Source organism: Luteibacter sp. NPDC031894, assembly GCF_050273135.1.
In the GTDB taxonomy this organism is placed as follows: Bacteria; Pseudomonadota; Gammaproteobacteria; order Xanthomonadales; family Rhodanobacteraceae; genus Luteibacter.
In genome coordinates, this window is sequence record NZ_JBNNMV010000001.1 from 628,410 (window position 1) to 648,806 (window position 20,397).

Annotated in this window: 9 protein-coding genes; 2 read left to right on the top strand and 7 right to left on the bottom strand. The window is 68.3% G+C overall.

Annotated elements, in window-relative coordinates; translation table 11 throughout:
- Window positions 1–10 precede the first annotated feature (10 nt).
- The 3 genes from ACQKIE_RS03085 to ACQKIE_RS03095 all read right to left on the bottom strand — a co-directional run bounded on the left by ACQKIE_RS03085 (window position 11) and on the right by ACQKIE_RS03095 (window position 13,625).
- A complete protein-coding gene (locus ACQKIE_RS03085; RefSeq protein WP_427455654.1) occupies window positions 11–6,409 on the bottom strand; it encodes an amino acid adenylation domain-containing protein in 6,399 nt (2,132 codons plus the stop codon).
- A complete protein-coding gene (locus tag ACQKIE_RS03090; RefSeq protein WP_427455656.1) occupies window positions 6,406–13,026 on the bottom strand; it encodes an amino acid adenylation domain-containing protein in 6,621 nt (2,206 codons plus the stop codon). Before ACQKIE_RS03090 ends, ACQKIE_RS03085 begins: the two co-directional genes overlap by 4 nt.
- A gap of 356 nt (window positions 13,027–13,382) precedes the next feature.
- Window positions 13,383–13,625, bottom strand: a complete 243-nt coding sequence (locus tag ACQKIE_RS03095; RefSeq protein ID WP_427455658.1) for a hypothetical protein — start codon at window positions 13,623–13,625, stop codon at window positions 13,383–13,385.
- Here ACQKIE_RS03095 and ACQKIE_RS03100 point away from each other — a divergent pair.
- Entirely contained in the window at window positions 13,624–14,451 is an 828-nt protein-coding gene (locus ACQKIE_RS03100; RefSeq protein WP_427455660.1) for an autotransporter outer membrane beta-barrel domain-containing protein, read from the top strand. The two genes, ACQKIE_RS03095 and ACQKIE_RS03100, sit on opposite strands and share 2 nt — an antisense overlap.
- A gap of 400 nt (window positions 14,452–14,851) precedes the next feature.
- Here ACQKIE_RS03100 and ACQKIE_RS03105 read toward each other — a convergent pair whose 3' ends face one another.
- Window positions 14,852–15,577: a hypothetical protein gene (locus ACQKIE_RS03105; protein ID WP_427455662.1), complete on the bottom strand. Its 726-nt coding sequence runs from the start codon at window positions 15,575–15,577 to the stop codon at window positions 14,852–14,854.
- Between the two features lie 111 nt (window positions 15,578–15,688).
- On the opposite strand from ACQKIE_RS03105, the gene ACQKIE_RS03110 reads away from it, so the two are divergent.
- Window positions 15,689–16,357 (top strand): J domain-containing protein, encoded by a 669-nt coding sequence (locus tag ACQKIE_RS03110; RefSeq protein ID WP_427455664.1) that lies wholly within the window; start codon window positions 15,689–15,691, stop codon window positions 16,355–16,357.
- A 28-nt stretch (window positions 16,358–16,385) separates the two neighbouring features.
- Here the strand turns inward: ACQKIE_RS03110 and ACQKIE_RS03115 are convergent, their stop codons facing one another.
- The 3 genes from ACQKIE_RS03115 to ACQKIE_RS03125 form a co-directional block, all read right to left on the bottom strand.
- Complete coding sequence (locus ACQKIE_RS03115; protein ID WP_427455666.1) at window positions 16,386–17,786, bottom strand: TIGR03013 family XrtA/PEP-CTERM system glycosyltransferase; 1,401 nt, start codon at window positions 17,784–17,786, stop codon at window positions 16,386–16,388.
- Between the two features lie 153 nt (window positions 17,787–17,939).
- Window positions 17,940–18,647 (bottom strand): 4'-phosphopantetheinyl transferase family protein, encoded by a 708-nt coding sequence (locus tag ACQKIE_RS03120; RefSeq protein WP_427455668.1) that lies wholly within the window; start codon window positions 18,645–18,647, stop codon window positions 17,940–17,942.
- A gap of 74 nt (window positions 18,648–18,721) precedes the next feature.
- Window positions 18,722–20,386, bottom strand: coding sequence for a GMC oxidoreductase (locus tag ACQKIE_RS03125; protein ID WP_427455670.1), 1,665 nt, complete (start codon window positions 20,384–20,386; stop codon window positions 18,722–18,724).
- Between the last annotated feature and the right edge of the window lie 11 nt (window positions 20,387–20,397).

The following is a 20,397-nucleotide window of genomic DNA, read 5'->3' on the forward strand; positions in this document are numbered from 1 at the left end:
GCGCCGTAGGTCAGCCACGCCCGAGCAGGCGACTCAGCAGGCCGCGTTTACTCGCGGTCGGTGCCGGTGCCTGCGGAGCGATGGCCAGTTCTGCCGCGAGCGTTCCTAACGTGCCGTTCGCGATGTCCAACAAGTTCAGCTGCACGCCGGTCAGCTTCTGCACGCGGACCGCCATGTCCACGGCGAGCAGGGAATGCCCGCCCACGTCGAAGAAGTTGTCGCTCGTGCGTATGCGCGACATCCCCAGCAGTTCGGTCCACACCGAGGCGAGCAGGCGCTCGCTTTCGCTCTGCGGCTCCGTGCTCTCCACCGAGGGGCCGTGCTGGTGCTCCGCCGGCAATGGCAGTGCTGCAAGGTCCGGTTCGCCCGTCGGTAGCATGGGCAGGGCGTCGAGGACGATGACGTGCGCGGGCATCGACCAGGCGGGAAGCGTCGCGCACAGTGAGGCGCGCAACCCTTCCGCATCGGTGATCGCTCCCGGTGCGCCCACCGCATAGGCATCGATACGGGTGAGCCCGGCATGGTCCGTGCGCGGTACGGCGAGTGCCCGAACGATGCCCGCCTGGGTCAGCAGCAACGACTCGATCGCCGCCGGTTCCACGTCGAGGCCATGGCGGCGCACGCGGCGATCGGCACGGTCGAGGACCTGCAAGTGGCCATCGGGTAGCCAACGCCCACGGTAGCCGGTGCGCCGCACGCGTTCGTCGCCGGGTTGGCGCTCGCTCCCCGCGCGCTGGCCGAAGGGCAACGCGAGGGTAGGGCCGGCAACAGCCACTTGGCCGGTCGCCCCGATGGGACACGGTTCCCCATCCTCGTCGAGGATCCAGACCTGGGCGTGTGCGACAGGCTTGCCTTCGTGCAAGGCGTCGGCCACGCGTTCCACGCGGCCGCAGGTAGCGACCGGCGCTGTCATGGCATCGCCGAACAGCGTCCACAGGGCGGACGAGCCGGCGGCGATGCGCGCCGCCATGTCGGGACTGGGCGTGCCGCCGGTGACGACGGCGCGCATGTGCCCATCGCCGTGCCAGCCTCCTTCGAGCATGGCGTGCCAGGTATCCGGGCTCGCGATGAATGTGTCGAGGTCGTCGAGCCCGGCGAGGTCCTGGTGGGCGCCGATCCTGCCGGCGATGTCTGCCTGCGGGACGACCCATGTCGCCCCGCGTGCCAATGCCAGCAGCGACGCGATCGTCAGCATGGGGTCGGAAGGCAACGCATCGGAAGAGAGGCGCTCGCCGGCGCGAACATCCAGCGCTCCGGCCAGCCCTTCCACGATGCCCGCGAGCGCACGATGCGAAAGCGAAGCGCCGCGCGCCTTGCCATCGCCTGCCGCCGTGTGGAAAGCGATGGCCGCGGTATCCGGGTCCACGGCGTCGAACGTGGTGCCATCGATATCGACGGCATCCAGCTCGGCGTGGTCGGCGTCCAGCCATACCGCGCAGGCACGGGGCCAGTCGAGCGTCGTTTCCAATGCGGCGTCGCCAAGGAGAACGGTCATCCGCGCGTCGGCCAGGATGTCCTTGAGGCGTGCGGTGGGATCCGCGCGATTGAGAAGGAGCGCGGTGCCGCCGGTCATGGCGATGGCCAGTAGCCCGGCGATGCGATCCACGCAAGGGTCGACGCAGACGCCGATGACGCTGCCCCGGATCGCACCGCGATCGCGCAGCAGCAGCGCCATGCGTGTCGCGCGTCGCATCAGCGACGCGTACGTGACGTTGCGTGGCCCCTGTGCGAGGGCGACGGCGTCCGGGGTGCCCGCGGCAGTGGCGGCGACGATGGCGGGGAGGCTCGCGGGCAGGCCGATGGTCGCGGCCGTCTCGTTCCAGCCATGCATGCGTTCGCGTTCCGCGGCCGTGGCGGCGGTGAGTGTGCCCACGGCGATGGCGGGATCGGCGGCGACGCTGCGCATCATGCCGAGGTAGCGTTCGCGCATGAGCCGGGCCGTGTCCGCTTGCAGCAGGTCGGCGTTATAGGTCACGCCACCGACCATGCCCGCATGGCCTTCAAGGAACCACAGACCGAGATCTTCCGTGGCGCCGCTTTGGAACAGCAGGATCTGCTCGTGGGCGAGTCCCGCCCAGTCCACCACGCGCTGGCGTGCGTCCTGGAACGAGAAGAGGGCCTGGTAGAGGGTCGCGCCCGCCCCGTGGCCGACGCGCAGTTCGCGCTGGAGGTATTCCAGCGGCACGTCGGGGTGCCCGAAGGCCTCGATGGCGACGCGCTTGACGTGGCGCACGAACTCCAGGAACGACAGTGCCGGGTCGACGCTCACATGCAGCGGCAACAGGTTGTTGAAGTAGCCCATGACCGATTCCACCTCGGTCTGGTTGCGCCCCCGGACTGGCGTGCCCACCACCAGGTCGCGCTGGCCGGCGGAACTCGACAGCATCGCGAAGTACAGCGCGAGCAGGGTCATGTTGAGCGTGGCATCCGCCTGGCGGGCCACCTCGTGCATCGCGTCCGTGTCTTCGCGCGACACCCGGATCCACTCGGTGCGCCCAAGGCCGGACATGCCCGGACGCCGCGGATGGTCGGTCGGCAGCGCTCGCACGTCGCCCATCTGGGACAGGCGCTCGCTCCAGAACGCCAGCTGGCTGCGGAAGGCGGTGGACTCGAGCCAGTGCGCATGCCACTCGGCGAAATCGCCATAGGTCACCGGCAACGGCGCCAGCGGCGAGGGCAATCCGGCGGTGAAGGCACGATAGAGGGCCGACAGTTCGTTGTAGAGGATGTCGAACGACCAGCCGTCCCAGATGATGTGGTGCGGCATGAAGAACAGCGCGTGCTCGTCATCGGCGAGGCGGAACATGCGCGCGCTGAACAGCGGCGCCGTGCCGAGGTCGAACGGCGTGTCGGTCAATTCCTGCAGGCGCTCCATGAGCCGCGCTTCCCGCTCGTCGTGCGGCAGGTGGCTCAGGTCTTTGGCAGGGAACAGCGGGTAGTCGAGCCGCGGCTGCACCACTTGCGCGATGTCCTGGCCCAGGTCGCGGAACGACGTGCGCATGATCGGCTGGCGCTGGATCAACGCCTGGAAGGCCATGTCGAAGGCATGCTCGTCGAGCTTGCCGCGCAGGCGGTGCGCCGACGGTGCGTTGTAGGTGACGCGACCGGGATGCATGCGTTCCAACGCCCAGAGGCGGCGCTGCATCAGCGAGAGCGGGGCATGGTCCTGCGCCTCGTCGGCACGATGCGCGATGGGATCGGTCGCGGGCGCCACGCCGCTCGCCACCTGCGAGCCGATGGCCGCGGCCAGCTGCTCGATGGTCGGAGCGTCGAACAGGGTTCGGAAGGAAAGCGTCACGCCGAACTCGCGGTTGAGCCGTGCGGTGAGCTGGGCGGCGAGCAGCGAATGTCCACCCAGGGCGAAGAAATCGTCGCGGATGTCGAGGTCGGGCAGGCAGAGCACTGCTTCCATCGCGGCAGCGACGCGGCGCTCGTCCTCATTGCGCGGCGCCACGCGTTCGCCGGACGTGGCCACCGAGTGCGCCACCGGCGGCGGCAACGCCTTGCGGTCGATCTTGCCGTTCGGCAGCAGCGGGATCGCGTCTAGCACGAGGATGTGCTGCGGCACCATGTAATCGGGCAACCGGGCGCGCAACCGGGCACGCAGTGCTTCCTCGCTGGGCTGCATGCCCTCGCGGCCCACGACATACGCCACCAGGCGCACGTCGCCGGGGCGGTCTTCGCGCGCCATCGCGACGGCGCGGGCGACATCGGGTGCGTCTGCAAGCACGCTTTCGATTTCACCCGGCTCGATGCGGTAACCCCGCACCTTCACCTGGAAGTCGAGGCGACCCATGTGCTCGAGCAAACCGTTGCTCAGCCAGCGGCCGCGATCGCCCGTGCGGTACATGCGCGAATCCGGCGTTTCCGACCAGGGATCGGAAACGAACTTCTCCGCCGTGAGCTCGGGACGGTCGAGGTAGCCGAGGGTCACGCCGGCGCCGCCGATGTGGATCTCGCCAGGGACGCCGAGCGGGCAGTGGTTGCCGCGCTCGTCGAGGATATGCACGGTCGTGTTCGCGATCGGGCGGCCGATGTAGATGCCTTCACGCGGGTCCGAGACACGCCAGTAGGTGGAGTACACCGTGGTCTCGGTCGGGCCGTAGCCGTTCCAGACTTCGCCGCAGCGGTCGAGCAGTGCCTCGGCGAGGTCGACCGGCAGCGGTTCGCCGCCCGACACCGCGCGGAAGGCGGGGCGGCCACGCCACCCCGCATCCACGAGGAGGCGCCAGCCGGCCGGCGTGGCCTGCATCATCGTCGCATCGCTGTCCTCGATGAGGCGACGCAACTGGCCGCCGTCGCGCACGTCGTCGCGCCCGGCGACCACGATCTCCGCGCCGCTGGTCAGCGGCAGCATGAGCTCCATGAACGCGATATCGAACGACAAGGTGGTCACCGCCACGAGGCGGTCGTCCGGAGCGATGCCCGGTACCCGCTGCATGCTGGTGAGGAAGTTGGCGGCCGCGCGATGCGGCACGCGCACGCCCTTCGGACGCCCGGTCGAACCGGACGTAAAGATGACGTAGGCGACGGAATCCGGCGTTGCCGCGCGGCGATTGCGTTCCGGCCGCTCGAAGGAGGCCCGCGCGACTTCGTCGCTGTTCAATGCGAGCACGCGAGTGGCGTCGAAATCGAAGGCGAGCGCCGTGTCGTCATCGACGACCAATGCCGCCAGCGCGGCGTCTTCGGCCATGAAGGCCAGACGATCCGCCGGGAAAGTCGGATCGAGCGGCACGTAGCCGGCACCCGACTTCAGGACGCCGAGTACGGCGGCGACCATGTCGATGCCACGAGCAAGGGACAGGCCCACCAGCGCCCCGTGACCGATGCCGCGTTCGCGCAACGCGTTGCCGATGCGGTTGGCGCGCAGCTCGAGCGCGGCATAGGTGAGGGCGCGATCGGCATGGCGCACGGCGGCGCGTTCGGGTGCCCGGTCGGCCTGCTGTTCGAAGAATTCATGGGCGAGGCGCAGCTCGGGGAACGGCGTCGGCGCCGGCTGCAGCGCCGCCAGCTCGCGGTACACCGCGTCGGAGACGACCGGCAGTGAGACGGCCGCTTCATTGGGATCGATCGCGGCGTACCGGAGCAGGGTGACGTAGGCATCGAGCCAGCCCTGGATCGTGGCGCCTTCGAACAGGTCGGCGTTGTACTGGCATTCCAGGCGCAACCCGCCGTCGACCTGCACGGCGTTGACGAACAGCTCGAAGTTCTCGTATTCGCGGGGCACGGCCTCGACGTCGAAGCGCAGCCCGGGGAAACTCACCGTGCTTTCGTCCAGTTGCGCGTCCAGGTTGAACAGCACGGCCACCAGCGGCAGGCGCGACGGATCGCGCGCGAGCGAAAGGCGGGCGAGCAGGCTGCCGAGCGTATAGCGCTGGTGCTCGAAGGCATCGAGCATGTCATTGCGCACACTGCCGAGCACGCTGGCGAAGCTCGCTGTCTCGTCGATGCGCGCGCGCAGCGGCAACACGTTCACGCAATGGCCGACCAGCGTATCGAGCCCTTCGGCGGCCTGGCCAGCGGTCGGGATGCCGATGACGACATCGTCCTGCCCCGCGATGCGGCGGAGCAGGACGGCGAAGGCGGTCAGCAAGGTCGCGTAGAAGCTCGCGCCCTTGCCCGCGCCCAGGCGCTTGATTGCCGCGACTTCCGTCGCGTCCAGCGTGCGGTCTTCGCGCCGTGAGGTGAACGTCCGACGGCGGGGGCGGGAACGGTCCGTGGGGAGGTCGAGTACCGGCACCGTCCCGGCGAACCGGTCGAGCCAGTAGCGTTCGTCCTCACGGGCCGTCTCGCTGCCGGCGTGCGCAGCCTCGGCCAACGCGAAGTTCGAGAACGCGCTCGCCGTGGCGGGGCCGTTGCCCTTGCCGATGCGCTGCGCGTAAAGGGCGGCGAGATCGCGAACGATCACGCCGAAGGACCAGCCGTCGCACACGATGTGGTGCGCGGCGATGGTCAGGAGGTGGCGGTCGGCGGCGAGACGGAACAGCTCAGCGCGGACGAGCGGACCATTCTCGAGGTCGAAGGGCGTGGTGACGATACGCGAGAACGCCGCTTGTGTCCGGGCGTCGCTCTCGAACGGCGCCAGCAGGGAAAGGTCGTGGAAGGCGATCGGCAGCGTCGTGCGTTCGGCGACGAAGAGGCCTTCGCCGTCGCCGCTGAAGGTGGAGCGCAGGGCCTCGTGGCGATCCACGATGCCCTGCAAGGCCCATTCGAGGGCCGGGACGTCGAGCAAGCCCTTGAGGTTCAGCGATACCGCTTCGTTGTACGCCAGCGAGGCTTCCGGCTCCAGCCGGGATGCCAGCCACACCTCGCGTTGCGCTTCCGTCGTCGGCACGAGCCGCGCGAGCGGCGCGCCGGCGAACGGGTCGTAGTCGACCGCCGTGGCGGCGGCCAGCTCGTTCGGCATCATGCGGTCACCCTCAGGTACTTGCCCGGCGCATCCGGGTTGGGAACGAACCACGCGGGCTGGCCTTCGGGATCCTTGCCGAGGCGCGCGCCCGGGACGGGCGGATGCCCGGCGTCGAAGGCGGCCGGCTCGCGGCGGCGCGGCAGGAACTCGGCTTCCTGCATTTCGAGGACGGATTCGCGGAATGCCGTGGCGATGGCGGCGAAGTCCGCCTCGCTGTGCGCCGTGGTGAAGAAGCAGGGGAAGTTGTCGAGGATGTGGATGCCGCGGCTCCGCATCATCGCGAAGAGCAGGTCCTGAAGGGGGTGGTCTTCGGTGAAAACCGTCTTCCACACCGACGAGAAATGCACGATCTGCATCGGCGCGCCCACACTGGCGCAGAACGCGTTCAGCTCGTCCGCCATGGCGGTGACCTTCGCGTTGAGCGACGCCTGCAGCGCCGGCCCCTGTTCTTCGAGGTGCTTGAGCACGGCGTGCGCCGCGGCGAGGGCCAGCGGATGACGCACGAAGGTGCCCGCGAAATAGGTGACGCCCACGGTCGGCGTGGAATCGTCGCCGAAGCGCCAATGGCCACCGTCGAGGGCGTCCATGAAGCGCCGCTTGCCGGCGATCACGCCGATCGGGAAGCCACCGCCGACCACCTTGCCGTAAGAGGCCAGGTCCGCATCGATGCCGAGCATCGCCTGGGCGCCGCGCGGGTGCGAGCGGAACCCGGTGACCACCTCGTCGAAGATCAGCAGCGAGCCCGATTCCTCGGTGATCGCCCGCAGTTCCTGGAGGAATTCGATGGGCTGGAAGTCGGGGCGGCGACTCTGCACCGGTTCCACCAGCACCGCGGCGATCGACGAGGCGCGCTCGCGGATGATGGCGAGCGACTCCGGCGTGCCGTAGTCGAGGACGAGCACGTTCTCCGCTGTATTGCGCAGGATGCCCGGGGCCGCCGGCACCGACCTCAGCTTCTTCGTGCCGCGCACGATCACCTCGTCGAAGATGCCGTGGTAGGAGCCGGTGAAGATCACGAGGGTGTCGCGGCCGGTGACGGTGCGCGCCACGCGAACGCAGCCCATGACGGCCTCGGAGCCCGTATTGCACAGGGCCGCACGATCGAACCCGGTGATGTCGCAGACCTGCTTCGCGACCACGCCGGCCAGCGGATGCTGGGGGCCGATCTCGTAGCCCGCGTCGAGCTGGGTGCGCACGGTGTCGAGCACGAAGTCCGGCTGCCAGCCGAACAGGTTCATGCCGAAGCCGTTCAGCGCGTCGACGTACATGTTGCCGTCGAGGTCCCACACCTTCGAGCCCTTGGAGCGCTCGATGACGATCTGGTAGACGATTTCCTTGAGCAGCGGGCGGAAACCGTTCACCACGCGCGGGTCCGCGAGGTGCGGCCGGTGTTCCTCGGTATAGGCCTTGGACGCCTTGCTGCGCTCGATGTAGCGGCGCATGAAGGCGTCCAGCCGGGCGCGCTGACGCGAGCTCAGGTCGGTGTTCGTGGAGTGGATACGGGCGATGGCGCCGAAGGCTTTCTTGACGTCATAGGTGGTGTGGGCGAGCGCGGTCTCTTCGTCGTTACTCGCGGCATTCGCGGGTGAGGGCATCGGCTCGGCTCCCACCAGGCGGGCATGGACTTCCACCGGGGCAGCAACAGGCGCGGGAGCGGCGGCTCCCGCCAGCAACGCCAACTGTTCCCGCATGATCTGCATCTGCTGCGCGATCACGTCCTGGACCAGTCCGCCGCCGGTGGCGAGAGCCACCGGTGCCGCCGCCGTGACAGGCGCGGCGACGGCCGCGGTCACGGGCACCACCGGCTGGGCTTCAGCCGGCAACAGGCGATCGATGTGCGCCGCGAGACGTTCGAAGGACGAGCAGCCGTCCATCAGCTCGCGGAAGGTGATCTTCAGCGCATACGTCTTCTGCAACTGCAGGGCCACCTGGGTCAGCGACAGCGAGTCGAGTCCCAGCTCCACGAAGTTCGAGGCCGGGTCGACGCCTTCCAGTTCCGCGCCGGATACGTCCTCGAACAGGGCAATGAGTTCGCCGGCGAGGCGCTGGGGGCGATGGCTCGCGGCAGGGGCGGAAGGCATGGGCATGGGGGACTCCGGCAGAACGGGAGAAACGCTGGCAGGCGGCGCGATGGGCGCCGCGATGGCGATCGGGGTGATCGAGGCAGGCATGCGGGCGTCGATCCAGTGCCGCTTGCGCTCGAAGGGATAGGTCGGCAGGCGCACGCGGCGCTTGTGCTCGCGATGGTCGAAGGCATCGGTTGCGATCGCCGCGCCCGCGGACCACAGCGTGCCGGCGGCGGCGAGCCAGGCGGCGCGTTCGTCGGCGGGGCCGTCACCCAGCGAGGCGACGACGGCGCGGCCACGGCTCTGCGCGTGTTGCCGTGCGAGCAGGGCGAGGCTCGGACGCGGTCCCACTTCGAGGAACGCGTGGGCGCCTTCGTCGAGCACGTGCAGCAGCGCGGGCGAGAAGCGCACGGTGTGGCGCATGTGCCGCGTCCAGTAGTCCGGCGACACGGCCTCGGCGTCCGACAATGTGGCACCGGTGAGCGTCGACACGATGCGGATGCGCGGCGCGGCAAGGGCGACCGCGGCCACTTCGACGCGGAATGCGTCGAGCACCGGGTCCATCATCGTGGAATGGAAAGCATGCGACGTATGCAGCAGACGACAGGCGACGCCATCGGCTTCCAGCGTCGCGCGGAAGGCTTCGACGGCGTCCTTCGTACCCGAAACGACACTTGCGTTCGGTGCGTTTTCGGCGGCAAGGGAAAGAGCGTCCGGGAGCCGGGCCCGCAGCTCGGCGGCCCCCAGACGAACGGAAAGCATCGAGCCGGCCGGCAGTGCCTGCATCATGCGGCCGCGACGTGCGACCAAACGCGCGGCATCGGCAAGCGACATCACGCCGGCCAGCACCGCGGCGGCGAACTCGCCGACGCTGTGGCCGATCATCGCCACGGGTTCCACGCGAAGACTCATCCACAAACGCGCGAGGGCATATTCCAGCGCGAAGGTCGCCGGCTGCGTCAGCGCCGTGGCCTTCAATGCCTCGGCATCGTCGGCGAACATCCGCTCCCGCAGGTCGAAGCCCAGTTCCTCGCGCAGCGCGGACGCCACCTCATCAAGGGCTGCCCGGAAGACGGGTTCGGTAGCGTGCAACTCACGGCCCATGCCCGCGTACTGCGAGCCCTGGCCGGGGAAAAGGAAGACGATGCCGGGGGCCGGGTTGGCGCAGGCGCGACACATCGCTGCCGCGGCGACATCGCGCAGCTTCGTCACCGCATCGCTGGCGGACGAGGCGACGAGGTGCGTGCGCTGGGCGAACGCCTTGCGGCCCGAGGCCAATGTCCACGCGATATCGGCGAGGTTGCCGTCCGGATGCGCGGCGAGGTGGTCGGCGAGCTGCGCTGCCGCATTGCCGAGTGCGGTCGGGCTGCGCGCCGAAAGCAGCAGGAGTTGCGGACCGCTCGCCGCATCGGATGGCGCGCGCTCCGGCGCTTCTTCGAGGACGACGTGGGCATTGGTGCCACCGACGCCGAAGGAGCTGACGCCGGCGCGCAGCGGGCCACCGGCGGTTTGCCATGGGCGCAGCGTATCGTTCACGACGAACGGCGAGTCGGCGAGGCCGAGGCGCGGATTGGCCGCCTTGAAGTGCAGCGAAGGCGGCAGGCGGCGCTCGGATAGTGCGAGCGCCGTCTTGATGACGCTGGCCGCGCCCGCTGCCATCACGAGGTGGCCGACGTTGCTTTTCAGCGAGCCGAGGGCACAGAAGCCCTTGTCCGCCGTGGACTGGCGAAAAGCGCGGGTCAAGCCTTCCAGTTCGATCGGGTCGCCGAGCGGCGTGGCCGTGCCATGCGCTTCGACGTAGGAAATGTCGCGGGGCGAGACGCCTGCATCGGCGAGCGCCATGGTGATCACGGCCGCCTGTCCGGCGGCATTGGGTGCGGTGAAGCTGGCCTTGACCGCGCCGTCGTTGTTCACCGCCACGCCGCGGATCACCGCGTACACCGGATCGCCGTCACGCAGCGCGTCGGAAAGGCGCTTCAGCAAGACCACCGCCGCGCCGTCGCTGAAGACGGTGCCCTGTGCGTCCACGTCGAAGGTGCGCGTATGCCCGTCGGGCGACAGCATGGAGCCTTCCTGCGCGATATACCCGCTGTTCGGCGGGCAGGCGATGGACGAGCCACCGGCCAACGCCATGTCGCAACGCCCCGCCCGCAGCGCATCGAAGGCCTGGGCGATCGCGACCAGCGAGGTGGAGCACGCGGTATTGAGGCTGATCGCCGGCCCGGTGAGATTGAGCTTGTGTGCCACGCGGGTGGCAAGGTAGTCCTTCTCGTTGCCGAGCATCACCTGGAAGGCGCCGAGCTTCTCGATGAGGTCCGGTCGGCCGCTGACGTGCTTCTGGTAATAGGTGGCGTTGTGCATGCCGCCGAAGACGCCCACCGGTACAGCCTGGCCGTCCGGCACGTAGCCGGCGCGCTCCATGCACTCCCAGCAAAGTTCCAGGAAAAGGCGCTGCTGCGGATCGGTGAGCTCCGCCTCGCGGGGCGACATGCCGAAGAAGCCGGCATCGAACTGGTCCACGTCGTCGACCACGCCGCGCGCGGCGACGTAACCGGGATCGTCGCGTTCCGCCTGACTCACTGCCGGGTCGAGTTCACCGGGGGCGAAGAAGCGGATCGATTCGCGGCCCGCGCACAGGTTGTCCCAGAAGGTTTCCACGTCGGGCGCGCCGGGGAAGCGTCCTGCCACGGCGACGATCGCGACGGGTTCGCCCGCCGCCGGCGTGCCGCCCGCCAGGCGTCCTGCCAGCGCGTGACGGACGGCACGCCCCTCGATCGTGGCCGCCACCGCGGCCGGGGTCGGCTCGGCGAAGAACCCGACCAGGGTAGGGCTCGACGACAGTTCCTCGTGCACGCGGGTCATGGCTCGCGCCGCAAGCAGGGAACTGCCGCCGAGGTCAAAAAAGTTGTCGTCCCGGCCAACGGTGCCAATGCCCAGCACCGACGCGAAGATCGCGCAGAGCTTCGTCTCGACGTCACCGTGCGGCGCGGCATACGCCGCCGCCAACTCGGGGCGGCCATTGTCCGGAGCGGGCAGGGCGCGCCGGTCCAGCTTGCCGTTGTCGTTCACCGGCAGTGCGCTCATCCGCACCCAGGCGACGGGAAGCATGTAGTCGGGCAGGGTGCGCGCGAGCGCGTCGCGCAGGTCGCGCGCGGTGACGATATCGCTCTCGCCGACGTAATACGCGACGAGCCGCTTGTCGCCGGGGGTGTCCTCGCGCGCGATCACGGCAGCCGCCATGACACCCGGCAAGGCCCGCAGGGCGATGTCGATCTCGCCTGTTTCGACACGGTAGCCGCGGATCTTCACCTGTCCGTCGGCGCGGCCGACGAAGGCGAGGTTGCCGTCCGGCAGCCAGTGCACGAGGTCGCCCGTGCGATAACGCGTGCCGCCCGCGACGAAGCGCTCGGCGGTCAATTCGGGCCGATTGAGGTAGCCACGAGCGACGCCGCTGCCCCCGATGAACAGTTCACCTGTCTCCCCGGCCGCCACCTCGTTGCCGTTCTCATCGAGTACGTGCAGCGAGGTTTCGCCTATCGGCCGGCCGATGGGGATCGCGCGGACGTCATTCGGCAGTTCGTGCGGAATCGTATAGGTCGTCGCGAACGTCGTGCACTCGGTGGGACCGTAGCCGTTGACGAGCGTTGTGGCCGGCAGTGCGGCGTACGCTTTCCGCACGTGGGGGACCGAAAGGGCTTCGCCACCGGTCAGCACCACGCGCAGGCCGGCGAGGTTGCTCGCATTCTCGTCGACGATCGCATTGAACAGGGCGGCGGTAAGCCAGGCGATTTCCGCGCCGTGCTTCTCTACCGTGCGGGCGATGCCAGCGCCCGTCGGCACCCGGTCACCATAGACGATGCAAGTGCCGCCATTGAGCAGGGGCGCGAAGATTTCGAACGTGGAGGCGTCGAACCCCAGAGGTGCGGCATGCAGCACTTTCGGCGCGTCGAAGTCGACGTAGTCGGAGCGCAGCACCAACCTGAGAATTGATACGTGGCGAATCTCGACGCCTTTGGGCGTGCCGGTCGATCCGGAGGTATACATCGCATACGCGAGATCGCCATCGGCTCCCCCGAATGTCTGTGGGAAGCGCGCTGGCGCGCGAACGGGTGCTCGCCCCAGGCTCACATCACCGCCGGCTTCGAGCTCCGCCACCGTGAACACGGGGACATCGTCGGCCTCGGCCAGATCCCGCGCTCCATCGGCAACGACGGCCGCGACATCGGCATCGCGCAGCGCAAAGTCAATACGATCGGCCGGCCAACGCGTGTCGATCGGAAGGTAAGCCGCTCCGGCCTTGAGCACACCGAGTATCGCGACGATCGCTTCGACGGAACGCTCCATCAGCAGAGCGACGTAGGCTCCCGGCTCCACGCCCGCCGCGGAGAGGCCGCGCGCGACGCGATCGCTCCGCGCGTCAAGCTCGGCGTAGCTCAGGGTGGCCACGTCCGAAACGACAGCGGTCCGCTCCGCACAAGCCCGGGCCACGGCGACGAAGCGCCCATGGACGGTAGATGTGTCGTGCCCTGCGGAGGAAATGGCGTCGTTCATGGTGTGGCCTCGTACCCGTTGGGAGAGCACGAAGGCATAGGCCGAACGGTCGAGGCGGCGAAGGCACTGCCGTACCGGACGCCGAACGCGCCCTGGTGGTCTGCCCTCGTGCCCCTGCCGCCCCTCGTCCAGCCTGCCGCGCCTTCGGCTTTCATGCGTTCCCCCGTCACGCGGCCGGGCCGGATGGCCCTTCGCGTCTGTGGAATCTTTATAGCCCCCGGCCTGCAAGGGGCATATACAACTGGCGCGCTAGCCGGGGTGGGCAATTGGCCGATTGCCGAAGGGCGCCGGACCTGCGGCGAAGGCAAAGAAAAGGCGCCGTGCATGCGCGCGGCGCCTCGACCTGAAAGGCACGGTCAGCGTCGGAACTTGAACGAGTCGAGTCGGATGATGTCTTTCGCGCGGAGCTCCACGTGCGAAATTCGCCGGCGCCCACGGTCGTTGTACCTCACCTCTATCTGCCGGGTCTCGGGACCTGCCGGAATCGTGATAACGCCGCTGAGGATGTTCATGGCCGCGTCCTTGAAGGTGATCGTGACTTCCTGACTCATTGAGGTCACCGCAAAGCGCACCACGTCCCAGGCATTCGTGAAGTCCATGAAAATGACGTTCAAACGGTTGTTCAGTCCTTCCGGGTACAACGCGAACCGTTCGTTCCAGGACTATGGCTACGACTTCGACCAGCAGGTCAACGCACTGCAGATCGGCGGAAGCCTCATTGCGCTGGACGGCGACAATGGCAGCTTGCGCGCCGGCTGGGCGGCTGACCATGGCACGACCCGCGTCACGCCGAAAGCCGCGGACGGTAACAGCTCCGCGAAGTACCGCGCGAATGGCGTGTCCGCCTGGGTGACCTGGCAGCACGGCACTGGTTTCTGGGTCGACGGCGTGCTCGGCGCAACGCGGTATCGTGGCGACGTAGGTACCGACCTGCGCGGGTCCGACGTGGGCCGGTTACGCGCTAACGGCTGGTCGATGTCCGTGGAGGCCGGTATGCCGTTCGCCCTGGGCAACGAGTGGACCGTCGAACCGCGCTTCCAGCTGAAGCACCAGTCGTTGAACTTCCGCGATTTCCGCGACGCCGACGACCTCGAAGTGCGCCTGGGTACCGCGAAGCAAACCAGTGCGACGCTCGGTGCGCGCCTTTCGCGCACCGCGAATCCGATCTTCATGCCGTACGTCGGCCTGGACCTCACTCATACCAGCAATGGCGACCCGTCGGTCGACGTCTCGAGCGAAGCATGGGATGTGGCGGATCGCTTCGGTTCCGGACGGGTCGGCAACGCGTATCGTGCATCCGCGGGCGCCGTGAGTCAGCTTGGCGAGCATGTGCAGGTATACGGCGAGGGCACCTACCGGCACTTCGTCGGCAGCTACGGCATGCGCGGCTGGGCGGCTAACGTGGGCGTGCGCGTCACCTTTTAAACTGCCGTAACCGGGGGTGCAGGGACTGCACCCCCGGGGCAATGGATACGCGTCAGGGTCGATACCTCGGGCCGCTGGCGGGCGCGCTCCCTGCGCCTCCCTCCCTGGCACGTCCCTGTGCAGATTGCTCCTGCTTCATCCCTGGCGTCCCTGACTGAGTCCGCCGCGGTCCGGGGTATCGTGGGGCTATGCTATCCCCATGTAATACAAAGAAAAATACGCCTATCGTTGTAGGCGTCGACGTCCGTTTACGGACACTTTCCGAGCCTTTCTCAGCACGAAGTGTCCGGCATCGCGCGCAAAGGCCGGTGTGGTGCGATTTCCCGCACGTATCGTTTTTGCAGCACTGTCCGAATCCGGACGCCGAGGCGGGCCGAGGGAAGTCCGCAAGGCGAACGGACTACCGAATGGCGACGATCCAGAGCGCGGCACCTTGCACGGGCGCGACCGTCCAATGGACGCGATAGGTTCCCGCTTCTTCCACCTGTCGCCACGCGACCGCGCCTTGCACCCCGCTTTCGTCGGGCAGTTCGGTGAAGGCATCGATCAATTCGAAACCATCGCCGGGCTTTACCGTCATCCGCTTGACGCCGCCATCGCCCCACCAGAAAGCCAGGAGCGTGGCGGGGCCATCCACATGGATCTCGTCACTGGCCACCACCAGCGCTGGATCTGCGTACGATTGCGCGATGTCCTGCACGCGCGTCGCATGACGTACTTCCACGAACGGCAGCGAGAGTTCGCCCGTGGGTTCGCCGCGCTTCGCGATGGAGACGGTATGCCCTGCGCCGCCTTTTCCAGAGAGCGCCACGTACGCTTTCACGTTGAAGCGTTCGCCATAGTTGGCGTACGTCATGGCACGGCCCAGCGCCCGCCAGCGATTGTGGTAGGTGTCGGTCGGCACGGCGTCATTACTGGCGTAGCCGGCGTTGAAGACGACGAAGACGCTGCCCGTTGGCGCGGTGTCCACCCCACGGGTGACCGCCGGAGAGACGCCGAGCCCTTCACCCTGGCCCAGGAACACATGCGCGCCGAGCGCCGGTGGCGGTGGCGGTGCCGCCAGCGTCACCGGAGAGAGGGTGCATGAAAAAGCGGCGGCCAGCGCGACGAGGGGCCCGTGAGGCATGGCAATTCTCCAAAAGTGATACTTGTAAGCATGACAGGCATGCGCCACGCTAGCGGACGCGGGCCGCGTACCTGAAGGCATGTCACATGCGCCGCCGCAGGGGACCAACTCGTGGCTGACGACATCGACTTCATCGACCTGTACGGCAAGCTGCGCCTGGAGCCCGGCTGTTCGCTCGAGGATTTCAAGCGCGCGTATCGCCGCAACGTGGCGCTGTGGCATCCGGACCGCCGCCGCGGCTCGCGCGCCGACGTACTGGCGGCAGCGCGGCTGCAACGGCTGACCGTGCAATATGGCGCGGCCATGGAATTCCATCGCAGGCATGGGCGCCTGCCGGGCACGCCGTTGTCGACGCGCGTCGCGGAGTCCGCGCTGGCGTCGGTGGAAACAGGACCTCCCGCGTCGCCTGACCCGGCACCGGAGCCGCACCGGTCGCCGATACCCGTGCGCGGCCATGCCCCACGGTGGTGGTTCCTGGCCGTTGGCGTGGTGAGCGCGGCCGTTGCGTGGTCGTTGTGGCCGACGGACCTGCCGCCAGACGTGGAAACCGGGCAGGCGGTTATTCCGAGACTCGGAAAAGGAGCCGTCGAGGCGCCGATGCTGTCGCTCGGCATGACGCCGGAGGAAGTGGTCGCGATCCAGGGGGAACCGCTGCGACGCGGCGACGAGCGTTGGGAGTACGGTCCTTCCTGGGTGCGCTTCGAACACGGATCGCTAATCGATTGGTACAGCTCGCCACTGGCCGCGCTACGCGTCGCTTCCGTTCGCCCGCGCCCGTGAGCGCCTGACCGGCCGGTGCCGTATTCGGTCATCGCGCCCCACGGCCGAACAGCACGACTTCCACCGTCTCGATGAGGATGACCATGTCGAGGAAGAGGTTGTGGTTCTTCACGTAGAAGAGGTCGTACTTCAGCTTTTCCGCCGCGTCCTCTTCGGAAGCACCGTAGGGATAGCTCAACTGCGCCCATCCTGCGAGGCCTGGCTTGATGCTGTGTCGCAGGCTGTAAAAACGGATCTTCCCCTGCAGGTCCGAGACGAACTGCGGTCGTTCCGGGCGCGGACCCACGATGCTCATGTCACCGCGGATGACGTTCCATAGCTGCGGCAACTCGTCGAAACGAAGCTTCCGACAGATGCGGCCCACGCGGGTGACGCGATCGTCGTTGCTCGACGCCCAGCGCGCGACACCGTCCATTTCGGCGTCCGTGCGCATGCTGCGGAACTTGTACAGCCAGAAGGTGCGGCCGTGTTCGCCGACGCGCTCCTGGCGATAGAAAATGGGTTGTCCACGGCCTGATTCGAGGCGGATCGCGAGCGCGACACCAAGCATGATGGGCCAGCAGAGCAGGGCGATCAGTGCCGAAGCCATCAGGTCGAACGCGCGCTTGAGGAAAAGCGCGATCGGCGTGGCGTTGAACCCACCGGAGAACACGAGCCACGAGGGATCGAGCATGGTCAGCTGCACGCGCCCGGCCTCGCGCTCCACGAATGTCGTGAGGTCGGTGATCTGGACGCCCAGCTGGCGGCAGGCCAGCAGGTCGTCCATCGGCAGGCTGCCGCGGCGATCGTCCACGCCAACGACGATCTCGTCGAGCCGCTCGCGTTGCGCCAGCTCGGCGAGGGAGCCCGCTGGCGTGACCAGCAGTTTCTCCGGGATCGCCACCGTTTCGTTCGGGCCGTGCACGTAGCCAAGCAGGGAGAAGCCGCGCCGGTCCGAGCGACGGCGCATGCGGTTGTGGATCTGCGCAGCTCGCTCGCCTGCGCCCAGGACGAGAACGCGACGCTTCAACGATTCCATTTCCACGAGGCGCATGAAAAGCGCACGGAAGGCCGCCGTGGCGATGAAGGCGATGACCAGGGCCATGCCGAGGACGCCGCGGCCGACGTAGGCCTGCGGGATCACGTAATACCCGACAACGAGGGCCAGGCCGCCGATGGCGAAGGCGATGGCGTGCCGTGCGATCTGGCCGCGCCAGCTCATGCGAAGCGTGGCGCGGTATTCGCCGAGCGCCGCCATGCTGAGGAAGATCACCGCGGCGAACATCGTCGCGCGCGCCGTCAATGAGTGCGTCGAGGCGGCCAGGTCTTCGGGAGAGGGCGCGAAGCGGATCCAGGTGGCCGCGTTGAGCGAGGCGGCAAGCAACAACAGCTCGCAGGTGCCCAGCAGGGTAAGCCAGCGCACGATCGGCTGTCTGAACAGGCGGATCATCGGTCGTTCCCCTAGGTGCACGCGTGTACCGCATGCGGATGCGCAAAGGCTAGGCATCGGGGCCACGACTGTCGATTCCACTTCCGGTCGGCACGCGGCTAGGCCGAATGGCCGTCTGTATCGAGGGTGATACAGGAACTCTCCTTCACCGAGCTACCGGAGGACGTGCAGCCGGATGTCGCGTATGGCGGAGGGTGCGGCAACCGCTGCGACCCAGTCCGGCCCCGCGCGCACGTTGCGCGTCTGGCAGGGTGGATAGTGCAGGGCGCTGGCAGGCGGCATCACAGCAAGGTTCGGCGGTGCGCCCATCGTCGCCGGATCGGTCAACAAGCCCACGCCGAACGCCTTCAGCAAGGCCTCCTTCCGCGTCCATAGCTCGAGCAACGCACGCGTCCTTCGCGGGATGTCGAGCGCCGAGACCTCCGCACTCTCCTCATGGGTGCAGAACACGGGCATGAGTGCCTCGAGGTCGATCCGCGCCGGCCATTGCTCGATGTCCACGCCCACGGTCGCTGCGGGGCAGAGGGCGATGGCGACGAGGTCGCCGCTATGGCTGAGGCTGGTGGACAACGCCGCGCCGGCCAGGCGGGGCTGTCCGTCCATCGTGGTCGCCAGCGGGACGTCCCGTGGGTCGGCATCGAGGCATGCCCCGAGCACAACACGCCATGCGGCGTGGGCCAGGATGTAGGTGTCGCGATCGCGACGGAAGCGGAAGCGGACGGCGCGGGACCGTTCGCGGCGGTCGAGGAGCGTCGTCGCCTCGATCGCGTGCGCCGCCATGTCGCGGGCATCGAAGACGAGCACGCTCGCCTGGTCGGCGCGGGGCGTTGCAAAGTCCGCCTGGCGCAAGGCGTCGGCCATAGCCTGCTCGAACGTTTGTCGCCGGGCGCCCGCCGTCGGTGGGAGGGCGACGACCGATGGCGAGACATGCGGCATCAGAGCAGCCCACCGCTGGCGTTCAACAGCACGCGCAGTTGCTCGGCCAGGCGCAGGCTCAGGGCCACGATGGTAAACGTCGGGAAGGCCCAGCCCCCCGTGGGGAAAACGGAGCTACCCGCGATATGCAGGTTGGCGATGCCGTGCACCTTGCCGTCCGGATCGACCACGCCCGTGGACGGATCCGTGGCCATGCGCGTCGTGCCGAGATGGTGCGCCGTGCCGTGCACCTCCGGCGAGGCTTCGCCGAGTGTCCATGCGGCAGGCTCGAAGCGACCGCCGCAGGCCGCGGCCAGGCGTTCGCCCGCGATCAGGGTCGTGGTCCGCCAGGTATGCCGGTCCAGGTCGTTGAGCCGCCAGTCCACTCGTACGCGGCGCAGCCCGAGGGTGTCACGGTCTTCGCCCAGCAAGATGCGGCTGTCGCGCTGCGGCGCCTGCTCGAAGAAGCCGACCAGCTCGGCACGGTCGCTGCGCACCGTGGGGCGGTCCGCGATCTTCTGTGCCACGGCCTTCACCACGTCGCCCATGTGCAGGCCGAGCCGCATCGCGCTGATCACGAGGTTCTGCTGGACAGCGAGCGCGGCGCCGCCGGGGCCGTTCTGCAAGGCGGCGCTCAGGCGCGCCTCGAGTAACGTCGCTTCGCTGTGGCGCGGCGGCCGGAGGGCCGCGCGTACGTCGCGCAGGGCCCGGATGCCGCGTGGCACCTGGCCTTCGACAGCGAACGGATGCACGCGCGCATTGAGGCTGCGATGAGACCGCTGGGCCTCGAAGGAAAGACCGATTTCGGGAGAAAGCGGCGCGCGCACCTTGCCGATGGTGCGTTCGTACGGACGCGTGAGGCGGTCTGGATCGTCGGAGCGGACGCTGCCGATCGTTCCACTGGGATGGTCCATGAAATAGCGTCCGACCAGGTCGCGATCGTTTCCCAGACCGGCGGGCGCGACGCTATCGGAGAGGAGCAGGATACGGGCGTTTTCGATACCGCCCGCAGCCAGGACGAAATGGCGCGCACGCACGCGGCCGCGACGGCCGTCGAGCGAACCGATGCGCGCACCGGTGACCACGCCGGCATCGGCCGTCGTTTCGAGTTCCATGACGTTGGCGTGGAGCATGACGGTGATGTTCGCGGCCTGCTGCAACTCCTCCCTATAGGCTTCCCCGAACGTAATCGGGCTGCGCGCGAAGATGAAGTTCACCAGCGCTTCCGGGTCCAGGTCGAGTGGCTGGCGCGGGGACGGACCATCGAAATGGCCAGGACCGAAACCGTGGGCCGGATCGATCCGGCAGAAGGCGCGCGCCTTCTCGTACCACGGCGCCAGTTCCGCATAACGCAGCGGCCAGCCGCTGTCGGGCACCCAGTCGCGCGGTTCGAGGTCGGTGTCCGCGAAGGGGATGCAACCGCCTCCCCATAGGGTGCAGCTGCCGCCGAACACGCGCATGCGGGAGGTACCCGCATCCAGCGGAAGGTCTCCCGTCGACTCGCCGTCATAGAGCGACTGGCTGCGATCTTCGCCCGCGAGGCCGCCGCCTTCGATCATGCATACGGCGACGTTCGACCCGATGAATGCCCGGGCGATGGCGATGCCGGCGGGGCCGGCGCCGACGATGCACAGGTCGGCCTGGATGTCACCGGGTGCGGACCGGTCGAGGTAGTCGATAATCACGGTACGTCTCC